10 protein-coding genes are annotated in these 10,352 nt (G+C 67.8%); 3 read left to right on the top strand and 7 right to left on the bottom strand.

The window, feature by feature from the left end; genetic code table 11:
- Positions 1 to 48: 48 nt before the first annotated feature.
- Positions 49 to 1,617, bottom strand: a complete 1,569-nt coding sequence (locus IEV87_RS17235; protein WP_188479051.1) for a hypothetical protein — start codon at positions 1,615 to 1,617, stop codon at positions 49 to 51.
- A gap of 133 nt (positions 1,618 to 1,750) precedes the next feature.
- Here IEV87_RS17235 and IEV87_RS17230 point away from each other — a divergent pair, with 133 nt between their 5' ends.
- Both IEV87_RS17230 and IEV87_RS17225 read left to right on the top strand, forming a co-directional pair.
- Positions 1,751 to 2,506 (top strand): SDR family oxidoreductase, encoded by a 756-nt coding sequence (locus tag IEV87_RS17230; protein WP_188479050.1) that lies wholly within the window; start codon positions 1,751 to 1,753, stop codon positions 2,504 to 2,506.
- On the top strand, positions 2,503 to 3,111 hold the full coding sequence (locus IEV87_RS17225) for an enoyl-CoA hydratase/isomerase family protein (RefSeq protein WP_188479049.1): 609 nt from the start codon (positions 2,503 to 2,505) through the stop codon (positions 3,109 to 3,111). The genes IEV87_RS17230 and IEV87_RS17225 overlap by 4 nt, the downstream gene beginning before the upstream one ends.
- Here the strand turns inward: IEV87_RS17225 and IEV87_RS17220 are convergent.
- Positions 3,108 to 3,401 carry an HNH endonuclease gene (locus tag IEV87_RS17220; RefSeq protein ID WP_188479048.1) on the bottom strand — a complete coding sequence of 98 codons (294 nt, stop codon included), beginning with the start codon at positions 3,399 to 3,401 and terminating at the stop codon, positions 3,108 to 3,110. The genes IEV87_RS17225 and IEV87_RS17220 overlap by 4 nt on opposite strands.
- 177 nt (positions 3,402 to 3,578) lie before the next feature.
- Between IEV87_RS17220 and IEV87_RS17215 the strand changes: the two genes are divergently transcribed.
- On the top strand, positions 3,579 to 4,751 hold the full coding sequence (locus IEV87_RS17215; protein WP_188479047.1) for a TIGR03862 family flavoprotein: 1,173 nt from the start codon (positions 3,579 to 3,581) through the stop codon (positions 4,749 to 4,751).
- Here IEV87_RS17215 and IEV87_RS17210 read toward each other — a convergent pair.
- The 5 genes from IEV87_RS17210 to leuS are packed head-to-tail and all read right to left on the bottom strand — an operon-like array spanning position 4,718 to position 10,190.
- Entirely contained in the window at positions 4,718 to 5,311 is a 594-nt protein-coding gene (locus IEV87_RS17210; RefSeq protein ID WP_188479046.1) for a glutathione S-transferase family protein, read from the bottom strand. The genes IEV87_RS17215 and IEV87_RS17210 overlap by 34 nt on opposite strands.
- Positions 5,312 to 5,340: 29 nt before the next feature.
- Complete coding sequence (locus IEV87_RS17205) at positions 5,341 to 6,168, bottom strand: hypothetical protein (RefSeq protein WP_188479045.1); 828 nt, start codon at positions 6,166 to 6,168, stop codon at positions 5,341 to 5,343.
- Positions 6,165 to 7,169, bottom strand: a complete 1,005-nt coding sequence (gene holA / locus IEV87_RS17200; RefSeq protein WP_188479044.1) for a DNA polymerase III subunit delta — start codon at positions 7,167 to 7,169, stop codon at positions 6,165 to 6,167. Before holA ends, IEV87_RS17205 begins: the two co-directional genes overlap by 4 nt.
- The gene (gene lptE / locus IEV87_RS17195; RefSeq protein ID WP_188479043.1) at positions 7,166 to 7,648 is read right to left on the bottom strand and encodes an LPS assembly lipoprotein LptE; all 483 of its coding nucleotides are present in this window, start codon (positions 7,646 to 7,648) and stop codon (positions 7,166 to 7,168) included. Before lptE ends, holA begins: the two co-directional genes overlap by 4 nt.
- Positions 7,638 to 10,190, bottom strand: a complete 2,553-nt coding sequence (gene leuS, locus IEV87_RS17190) for a leucine--tRNA ligase (RefSeq protein ID WP_188479042.1) — start codon at positions 10,188 to 10,190, stop codon at positions 7,638 to 7,640. Before leuS ends, lptE begins: the two co-directional genes overlap by 11 nt.
- Positions 10,191 to 10,352 lie beyond the last annotated feature (162 nt).

Raw genomic sequence — 10,352 nt, 5'->3', positions numbered from 1 at the left:
AACGGACCGGGAAACAAGGGGGCGAACGGGACGGGTGCCCGCGATGCCCTAGTTGAAGGGCATCGGCATCCCGTTGATGAGCATGTTGCCGTTCGGGGTCATCTCGATCTTCGCGGAGAAGTCGTCCGCCCCGCCCTCGGGTTTGCCGATCTGCTGGATCATCCCGGCAGCCATCATCGCCTGCGCGGCGGGGATCAGTCCCATCTGGGCCAGCTTGTTCAGCAGGCCGGTCACGCCGGTCATGCGCACGTCCGCGGTGCCGACCATGTCGGGCTTGACGTCCTTGCGCGGCGGCAGGGGGAAGTCCCGGAAGGTCATGTCCGCCGTGGCGGCCACCGTTGCCCCCGCGCCCTTGAGCAGCAGGCTGCGGATCGCCATCCCGCTGAGCGTGCCGATTTCCCGTTCACCCCGCTGGAGCTCTGCCATGTCGGAGTCCGACAGGAAGCTGAGCAGGAAACGGCCGGAGCCGTCGAGTTCGACCTCGGCGGTGATGGGGTCGTGCGGGAAGGCGTTGGTCGGGTCGATCATCGACCAGAGCGGTTCGGGAACGACCAGTTCGGTGACCTTGAACGACGCGCCGAAGGGCTGATCGTCCTCGGATGCCACGACCGGCATCTTCAGGCCGAAACCCAGTCCGGCGAGGGTTGAGGTCACGGGGAAGGGGAACTGGCTGCCCTGCAGGGACAGCTCCACCCCCGTCGCGGTGGCGTCATAGGCCAGCCCGTCGGCAGAAAGCGTGACGTCGAAGCTGCCGCCCTGGCTTTTCGAGGTGCCCTGCATCTGCGACTTCTCGTCCTTGAAGTCGAAGTTGCTGTTGCCCGCGGCGTAACGGATCCCGGCGTCGATGGCATAGCCATCGGCAATCGCGGCGGAGAGGTCAGAAGGGTCATCGACCTGCGGCAGCGTCCCGTCGGCGGTGGAGGTCAGACCGCTGAGCGTGCCGGCGAGGGTGACACGTTCGCTTTTGCCGGGTTCGGGGTTGGAGATGTCGATGTCGTAGCTCATCGAGGCGAGCGTCATCTCCTGCTGCACGCGGGTCAGCGCGCCGTCCTTCGACAGTTGCGTCGTGCCGCGCATCCCCTCCATCACGAGGCTGAGCGCCTCGGGCGAGACCACCTTGCCGGGCTGGCCTTCGAATTCGCTGACGTCCCAGGCCATCCGGGCGGCGGTGAAGGTGTAGGTGATGTCGTCCGGGTTGCCCGAGGCGATCATGCTGAAGCCGGTGCTGTCGAGGGTCGACTTGACGGTCAGGTCCTTGTCCTCGGGCCCGTCCATGAAGACCTCGAGCGGGACGGAGGCGGGCATTTCGACCGACACCGTACCGTCGCCCAGGCCGCGCAGGGACATGCCGCCAAGGGTCACCGTCACCGTGCCGGGCAGGTCGGAGCCGGGTTCGGGCGGAAGCGCCATGGTCATGGTCAGGCTGTCCATGCTCAGGTCCGCGCCGCTGCTGTCGGGCGTGGTGGTGACGGTGTAGCCGAAGGTCTCGAGGTAGTCGCGGAACTGGGTCCAGACGTCCTGCGGCGTCACATCCGCCCGGGCCGGGCCGGTCAGGGACAGCATCAGGGCAAGGGCGCTGCCGGTTGCCGCACCTCCGGTGCGAAGTCGGGTGGTCATGTCGGGGTCCTTCCGGCGTCTCGTTTTGCCGCAGAATCTGACGTAAGGTTCCGCGCGTCAAGGCGGGGCGGTCTTTACCTGTGCTTATGAGCCGGATTACCAACGGTCCCGAAGACTTAGGAAAGGGTGAGACATGACGGATCTGAGCGGAAAGGTGGCGATGATCACGGGCGCGAGCCGCGGCATCGGCGCGGCGGCGGCCCGGGTCTTTGCCGAGGCCGGGGCGAAGGTCGTCCTGCTGGCGCGGAGCGAGGACGCGATTGCGGGTATCGCCGGAGAGATCGGGCCGGACGCCATGGCGGTGCCCTGCGACATCTCGCGCTTCTGGGAGGTCGAGGCGGCGGTGAATGCGACGATCCAGACCTTCGGGCGGCTCGACATCCTGATCGGGAATGCCGGGGTGCTGCAACCGATCGTGCATCTGGCCGACGCCGATCCGGAGGCCTGGGGCCAGGTGATCGACGTCAACATCAAGGGCGTCTTCAACGGGATGCGTGCGGCGATGCCGGTGATGATGGCGCAGGGTGGCGGGACGATCATCACCGTGTCCTCGGGCGCGGCGCACAACGCGCTGGAGGGGTGGAGCGCCTACTGCACCTCCAAGGCCGGTGCGGCGATGCTGACCAAGTCGGCGCATCTGGAAGGCGCGGCGCGGGGGCTGCGCGTCATGGGCCTGTCCCCGGGCACGGTCGCGACGCAGATGCAGCGCGACATCAAGGCGTCGGGCATGAACCCGGTCAGCGAACTGGCGTGGGAGGATCACATTCCCCCGGAATGGCCCGCGAAGACGCTGCTGTGGATGTGCGGCGCAGGCGCGGACGGGCATCTGGGACAGGAGATTTCCCTGCGCGAAGAGGGCGTGCGCCGGGCCGCGGGGCTGATCGCGTGATCCGGGTCGATCGCGACGGCGGGCTCTGGACCGTCACCATCGACCGGCCGGACAAGGCGAATTCGCTGACCGAGGTGATGCTGGAGGACCTGGCGGAGGTCTTTGAATCGGCGCAGGAGGCGCGGGCGGTGATCCTGACCGGGACAGGCAAGGTGTTCTCTGCCGGAGCGGATCTTGAGGCGGCGCGGGCCGGGCTGGCCGTGTCGCCGCTGTGGGAACGGCTGTCGACGGCGGTCGCGGCGCTGCCGGGTCTGTCGGTAGCGGCGCTGAACGGGACGCTGGCGGGCGGCTCCATGGGCATGGCGCTGGCCTGCGACATACGGATCGCGGTGCCGGGGGCGAAGTTTTTCTATCCGGTGATGAAGCTGGGGTTCCTGCCGCAGCCTTCGGACCCCGGACGCATGGCGGCGCTGATCGGCCCGGCGCGGACACGGATGGTCCTCATGGGCGGTCAGAAAATCACCACGGAGGAGGCGCTGACCTTCGGCCTGATCGACCGGATCGTGGCGCCGGAGGCCTTGATGGATGCGGCGCGGGAAATCTGTGCCGACACGCTGGCGGCGAAACCGGAGATCGCGGCGGCGATCAAGGGGATGTGCCGCTAACGCCGGCGCGGGCCGGGGATCTTCGACTGGAACCCCGGCGGACGTTTCGCGACCCAGGCGATGAACTTCGCCAGGCGCGGATGCTGGCGGAGCTTTTCGGGCGTGTCGTAATCGCGGGCGAGTTCCGTCTCGCTCAGCGTGGCGTGGATTTCGCGGTGGCAGATGTGGTGCAGCAGGACGGTCGGGCCGCCCTTGCCGCCGCGGAGTTTCGGCACGAGGTGGTGACGCGAGGCCTTTGCGCCTTCGGGGATGGGGCGCAGGCAGAGCGGGCAGGTCGGGTCGTCGGGCATATCGGAGCGGTGTCTTGTTGCGGAGCGTCACCTGTGGGCGCGCGCCATCCTCGGGCTTGACCCGAGGATCTTTCGCCGGAGAGATCCTCGGGTCAAGCCCGAGGATGACGGCGGCACTGGCGGGTTGGCGCGGGCGGGGCCTTGCCATTCCTTCCCCCTCATCGCAATCAGGGCGGCATGGCGACGGGACTGGTGATCGGCGGGGGCCCGGCGGGGCTTATGGCGGCGGAGGCGATGGCTTCGGCCGGGGTCTCCGTGATCGTGGCTGAGGCAAAACCAAGTGTCGGGCGCAAGCTGCTGATGGCCGGGAAATCAGGGCTGAACCTGACCAAGGACGAGGCGGCGGGGGACTTCCTTGCCGCCTTTGAGGAGGCCGCACCGGTTCTGGCCCCAATGCTTGCCGCCTTCGGTCCGGCTGAGGCCCGCGCATGGGCGGAGGGGCTGGGGCAGGAGGTCTTCACCGGCTCCACCGGGCGGGTCTTTCCGAAGGTCATGAAGGCGTCGCCGCTGCTGCGCGCGTGGATGGCTCGGCTGGACGGGCTGGGCGTCACGGTACGCACCCGCTGGCGCTGGACCGGGTGGCGCGACGGGGCGGCGGTGTTTGCCACGCCGGAGGGGGAGCAGGTCGTCGCGGCGGATGTCACGGTGCTGGCCATGGGCGGGGCAAGCTGGGCGCGCCTCGGCTCTGACGGGGGCTGGGCCGGGCAGTTCGACACCGCGCCGTTCCTTGCGGCGAATGTCGGGATCGCCGTCAACTGGTCGGAGCGGATGGCAGAGCAGTTCGGCGCGCCGGTCAAGGCGGTGGCCCTGTCGGCGGGCGGGCGCATGTCCCGGGGCGAATGCGTCATCACCGCGCGCGGGCTGGAGGGCGCGGGGGTCTATGCCATATCGCGTGCACTGCGGGACGGGGCGCCGCTGACGGTGGACCTGATGCCCGATCTGACGGTCGAGAGGCTGCGGGAAAAGCTGGGGCGCAGGCGGCGCGGGGACAGCCTGTCGTCGCATCTGCGCCGGGCGGTGCGGCTGGACCCGGCCAAGCGGTCGCTGCTGATGGAATTCGGGCGGCCGCTGCCCGAGGACCTCGCTCCGCTGATGAAGGCACTGCCGGTGCGGTATGCGGGGGTTCTGCCGATGGATCAGGCGATCTCTACCGCCGGGGGGCTGCGGTTCGCCGGGCTGGATGCGCAACTGATGCTGCGGGACCGCCCCGGCGTGTTTGCCGCCGGGGAGATGCTGGACTGGGAGGCGCCGACGGGCGGCTACCTGCTGACCGCCTGCCTTGCGACGGGCCTGTGGGCCGGGCGGGCGGCGGCGGGTTACGCCTTTTCCGAGTCGACCGCGCGCTTGTAAGCGTCCCGTTCACCCATGCGTTTCATGTAGTCGAGCAGGACGTCGCTTTCGAAGGGGAACTTGGCACCGAAGGCCCAGCCGAGCGTGTGGGTCAGCAGGATGTCGGTCAGGGTGAAGTCATCGCCCATCACGAAGGGCCCCCTGAAACGCTTTTCCACCAGCTTGAGGTTCCGGCCCCATTCCCATTTGGCCGAACCCTTCAGGTCGGCGCAGCGGTGTTCCTCGGGCAGGATGAAGCCGTGGCGGGTGGCGATCCAGATCACGCTTTCCAGATCGTCGAGCACCTGGAAGGTCACGGCATCCTGCTTGGCCCGCGCCATGGTCCCGGCGGGGGCGGTGAATTTCCCATGCTTGTCGGCGAGATAAGTGAGGATTGCGGCGCTGTCGGACACGCCTTCGCCGTCGTCGACCAGCACCGGCAGCTTGCCGATGACGGAATGGGCCAGCACCTCGGGCGTGTGCTGCTTGACCTTGACCCGTTCATAGGGTTCGCCCAGTTCCTCCAGCATCCAGATGACGCGGAACGTGCGGTTCTTGGGTGCGCCTATGACGGTGTACATCGGGTCTCCTCCCCCTGTGTGATGCGGTATTATTTGTTGGTGATGACCGCGCCCTGCCGGGCCTGGGGCCGGGTGCGCGGGCTGGACATGAGGCCGGTCAAGAAATCCATCACGATGGTGCGGGACAGGCTGGCGAGGTCCGAAGGGCCGGAGCCACTGACCTGGCCATGCGTCGCGCCTTCGATGATGGCCAGCGTGGCGGCCCCCTGCGGCAGGTCGGCGAAGGTCGGCAGGCGGGTTTCCCAGGTGCCGGTGATCGCGTTGTCGGCGGTGCCGGTGACCATGAGGATCGGCTTGGTCAGCTTCTCCCAGTCGCCGTCCGGGAAGTTCGGTCCGGGGCCGTGGAAGGACAGGGCGACATAGGCGTCGAAACGGTCGGCGCCGGTGACGCCGAAGCTGTTGGCGGCGCCTGCCTCGGCCTCCACCGACTGGGCGCCCATGGAGTGGCCGCCGTAGACCCGCAGCGGGGCCTGTTCGAAGGCCGGGCCGATCCGGGCCAGAAGCGCGTCGAGATCGGCGCGGCGGGCGGCGTTCAGCGCGGGGTCGGTGACGGTGCGGATCAGCATGGCGCGGCGATCCTCGGCTGTGAGGACAGCGGCGAGCGCGGGACGGCCGGATTCGCGGTGGCCCATGGCCCAGACGTCGAATCCGTCGGCATTGGCGGCCCGGGCGAGGTCGGACAGGCCATCCTCGCTGCCGCCCAGTCCGTGGGACAGGATCAGAAGCGGCGCGCCGGGCGGGGCGGTCCAGTGCAGCACCGGCACGCTGGCCCCGTCGGCGCGGGGGATCGTCAGCTGATCCTGCGCCAGTGCGGGCAGGGCGAGGAGCCAGAGGAGGAGGGCCGCGAGGCGGATCATCGCCGCCCCATCATGGCCAGCCGGATCATCGCGCGTTCCACCAGTGCCATCTGCGGCGCGGTCTGCCCCGCCGAGCGCAGTGTGAGGTCGGTCTCCGTGATGACGGTCAGGGCCTGCTGCAGCTTGATCGCGCCCCAGGTCTGTGCCTGCCGGATGATCCGGTCACGGCGCGGGCCAAAGGCGGGCGGACGCGCGCCCGCCGGGGTGGCGGCGATGGCGTAGAGCGTGCGGAAATGGCGCATCAGCCCGATGCAGAGCGTGACCGGCGTAACCCCCTGCCCGCGCAGGCGCTGCATGAGCGGGCCGATCTGGCTCGTCTTCGCCTCGGCCACGATGTCGAGGATGTCGTCGATCTCGGCCTCGGTCGAGACGGGGGCGACGGCGGCCACATCTGCGGGCGCCGCGGGGGAGGGATCGCCGTGCTTGTAGAGCGCGAGCTTTTCCAGCGTCTGGCGGAAGTCGCCGGGGTCGAGGGCGAGGGCGAGGGCGGAGAGATCCTGCAGCGCCTCCTGCCCCAGGTCCTTCAGGCCGGCGCGTTTCAGCTCTGCTTCGATCTCAGCCCGGGTCGGCGGGTTGTCGTAGATCGCGGCGGCATAGGCGTTCCTGTGGGATTCGAAGAACTTCAGCAGCTTGGACGTCTTCTTGAGGTTGCCGCCGGTCACGATCACCTGCGCGTCGCCGTCGCGCCAGTCCTCCAGCGCGGGCAGGATGGCGTCGGTGTGGCTGTCGTTGGCGTCCTCCACGAACACCGCGCGGGGGCCGGGGAAGAAGCCGACCGCCTTGACCGCATCCGTCAAGCTGGCCGGATCGCGGCGCACGTCGGCGGCGGGCAGGCGGGTGAGGCGCATTTCCTCCTCCCCCTTCGGGCCGATGAGGGCGGCGATGACCTCCTGCCGTTTCAGGGCCACGCGCATCGCGTCGGTGCCGTAGATCAGCAGGCCGGTGCGGCCCGGTTCGGGTTTCGCGAAATAGGCTGAGGCGTCTTTGGTGGACAGCTTCATGTCGCGGAGGCCGCCGCGATCAGGCGGGTGACAATCTGGTCGGCAAGGATGGTGGTGAGCCGTTCCTCCGCATCCGCGCGTGCGGCACGGGTGGCGACGGTCGATCCGGTGGCGGAGTAGCCGGTAAAACTGTCGACGGTGCCCCTGGTGACGGTCGTGCCGTCCATTGTCGTCAGGGTGTAGGAGGCGCGGCCGACAAGGTTGAAGCGGCGGGTGATGTTGTTGGCGGTGATGGCGATGCGTTCGTCCTGCACCGTCAGCGTGTAGTCGAGCAAGTAATCCGCCGCGACCGCCCGGCCGAGCCGTGTTTCCAGCTGGCGGGTCAGCATGTAGTCGTTGCGGGTCACCGGGGCGCGGACCTGCACCGCGCGGGACAGGGTGTCGGCCCCTCCCTGCGGCGCATAGGCGGGGGTGAATCCGCAGGCCGCCAGCGGAAGGGCGGCCAGCAGGGTCAGCAGCAGGCGGCGGTCACATGACAACGTTCACGATCCGACCGGGGACGACGATGACTTTCTTCGGCTGGGCCCCGTCCAGCGTTCTGGCGACATTCTCATGGGCCAGCGCAAGCTTTTCAACCTCTGCCTTGTCGAGATCCTTCGGAACGGTGATTTCGCCGCGCCGCTTGCCGTTGACCTGGATCGGAAGGGTGACGGAGTCATCAACCAGCATGGCCTCGTCCTCCTTCGGCCAGGGGGCGCGGGCGATCAGCCCCTCTCCGCCGAGGAGGGACCAGACCTCTTCCGCGAGGTGCGGAGTCATGGGCGACATGAGCTGGGCGAGGGTCTTGATCGCGGTGCGCTTGGTGTCGGCCCCGGCCTTTGATTTCGCGATGGCGTTGGTGAAACCGTAGAGCTTGGCGATGGAGGCGTTGAAGCCGAAGCTGTCCACGCCAAGCGTCACGTCGCGGATCGCCTTGTGCATCTCTCGCAGGAGGGCGGTGTCTTCTTCCGCATTCGCGGGGGCGTTGTCGAGTTCGGCGGCCAGACGGTAGACGCGGGCGAGGTGCTTGGACGCGGCCTCGGCCCCGGCGGCGGTCCATTCGACGTCACGCTCGGGCGGGGAGTCCGACAGGACGAACCAGCGGGCGGTGTCGGCGCCGTAGTCGGCGATGATCTGGACCGGGTCGACGACGTTGTTCTTGGACTTGGACATCTTGGCGGAGGGGATGATCTCCACCTCCTGCCCGTCCTTCAGGAAGCCCTGGCCGTCCTTCAGTGTCACATCCTCGGGGTAGTGATAGACCGGACGGCCGTTGTCGCCCTTGGTCTGGTAGATCGCGTGCGTCACCATCCCTTGCGTGAACAGCGCGTCGAAGGGCTCCTTCGATTTCTCGGGCAGGTGGCCGGTCTTGACCATGCCGCGGCAGAAGAAGCGGGCGTAGAGCAGGTGAAGGATCGCGTGTTCGATGCCGCCAATATACTGGTCTACGTTCATCCAGTAGTCGGCTTCCTCCATGTCCGTCGGGGTGGTGGCACGCGGAGAGGTGAAGCGGGCCTGGTACCAGGACGAATCGACGAAGGTGTCCATCGTGTCGGTTTCCCGCTTCGCCGGCTTGCCGCAGGCGGGGCAGGCGCAGTCGCGCCAGGTCGGGTGACGGTCCAGCGGGTTGCCGGGGATGTCGAAGCTGACGTCGTCGGGCAGGGTGACGGGCAGGTTTTCCTTCTTCTCGGGCACGACGCCGCAGTCGTCGCAATGCACGACGGGGATCGGGCAGCCCCAGTAGCGCTGACGGGAAAGGCCCCAGTCCCGCAGGCGGAACTTGGTCACGCCATGGCCGACGCCGTTGGCCTCGCAGAAATCGATGGTGGCGTTGATCGCCTCCTCGCCGGTCTGGATTTCTTCGCCCGCGACAAGACGGGTGAAGCGGACCTTTTCGGTTTTCGCGGGTACGAAGGGAGCGGACTGGATGTCATGGCCACCCTCGACCGGGAGGAAGGTGTCGATGATCGGCAGGTCGTACTTGCGCGCGAATTCGTGGTCGCGTTCGTCATGGCCGGGGCAGCCGAAGATCGCGCCGGTGCCGTAGTCCATCAGGATGAAGTTGGCGATGTAGACAGGCAGTTCCCAGGCCGTGTCAAAGGGATGGCGGACCTTGAGGCCGGTGTCGAAGCCCAGCTTCTCGGCCTTTTCCATCGCCTCTTCGGTGGTGCCGCCCTGCCGCGCCTCTTTGCAGAAGGCGGCGACTTTTGGGTCGGATTTCTCAAGCTCTTTCGCGAGCGGGTGATCGGGCGAGATTCCGACGAAGGACGCACCCATGAGCGTGTCGGGACGGGTCGTGTAGACTTCCACCCGGTCGAACCCGCGCGGGCCGTCGATCAGGGAGAAGGCGAATTGCAGCCCGCGTGACCGGCCGATCCAGTTGGCCTGCATCAGTTTCACCTTGGCGGGCCAGTCGTCGAGCGTGTCGAGCGCGTCCAGAAGCTCTGCCGAATAGTCGGAGATCTTGAAGAACCACTGCGTCAGTTCGCGCCGTTCGACCAGCGCGCCGGAGCGCCAGCCGCGCCCGTCCTCGACCTGTTCGTTGGCAAGCACGGTCATGTCGACCGGATCCCAGTTCACCACGGCGTTCTTGCGGTAGACCAGCCCGGCCTCGAGGAAGTCGAGGAACAGCGCCTGCTGCTGGCCGTAGTATTCCGGGTCGCAGGTCGCGAACATCCGCGTCCAGTCGAGCGAGAAGCCAAGCGGCTTCATCTGCGCGACCATCGTGTCGATGTTGGAATAGGTCCAGTCCTTGGGGTGGCCGCCGTTGGCCATCGCGGCGTTCTCGGCGGGCATGCCGAAAGCGTCGAAGCCCATGGGGTGCAGAACGTTGTGGCCGGTGGCGCGTTTGTATCGGGCGATCACGTCGCCCATAGTGTAGTTTCGAACATGCCCTATGTGGATGCGGCCCGAGGGGTAGGGGAACATCTCAAGCACGTAATACTTCGGCTTGTCCGCGTCGCGCCGGGCCAGGAAGACTCCGGCGTCGTCCCAGGCCTTCTGCCATTTCGGTTCGATCTCGGCGGCTGCGTAGCGCGACATGCGGGCTTTCCTTGCGGTCGGTTTCCTTGGCTGCGGGTGATATGCGCGCGCCGCCCGAGGGTCCAGCGATTTGCTGCGCGCCCGCTTGGCCGGGGCGATGTCGCGTGGTTATAGTGCGCCAAAACAGGCAGGCATGACAGGCGGGGGCGGCGCGGGCGGATC

Source organism: Primorskyibacter flagellatus (genome assembly GCF_014638275.1).
GTDB classification, from domain to species: domain Bacteria; phylum Pseudomonadota; class Alphaproteobacteria; order Rhodobacterales; family Rhodobacteraceae; genus Pseudooceanicola; species Pseudooceanicola flagellatus_A.
This window is presented reverse-complemented; position numbering and strand designations above follow the sequence as displayed.

Coding starts and splice junctions, on each gene's coding strand:
- IEV87_RS17235 (WP_188479051.1), bottom strand. CDS start 1,617: ATGACCACCCGACTTCGCACCGGAGGTGCGGCAACCGGCAGCGCCCTT.
- leuS (WP_188479042.1), bottom strand. CDS start 10,190: ATGTCGCGCTACGCAGCCGCCGAGATCGAACCGAAATGGCAGAAGGCC.
- IEV87_RS17230 (WP_188479050.1), top strand. CDS start 1,751: ATGACGGATCTGAGCGGAAAGGTGGCGATGATCACGGGCGCGAGCCGC.
- IEV87_RS17220 (WP_188479048.1), bottom strand. CDS start 3,401: ATGCCCGACGACCCGACCTGCCCGCTCTGCCTGCGCCCCATCCCCGAA.
- holA (WP_188479044.1), bottom strand. CDS start 7,169: ATGAAGCTGTCCACCAAAGACGCCTCAGCCTATTTCGCGAAACCCGAA.
- IEV87_RS17215 (WP_188479047.1), top strand. CDS start 3,579: ATGGCGACGGGACTGGTGATCGGCGGGGGCCCGGCGGGGCTTATGGCG.
- IEV87_RS17205 (WP_188479045.1), bottom strand. CDS start 6,168: ATGATCCGCCTCGCGGCCCTCCTCCTCTGGCTCCTCGCCCTGCCCGCA.
- IEV87_RS17210 (WP_188479046.1), bottom strand. CDS start 5,311: ATGTACACCGTCATAGGCGCACCCAAGAACCGCACGTTCCGCGTCATC.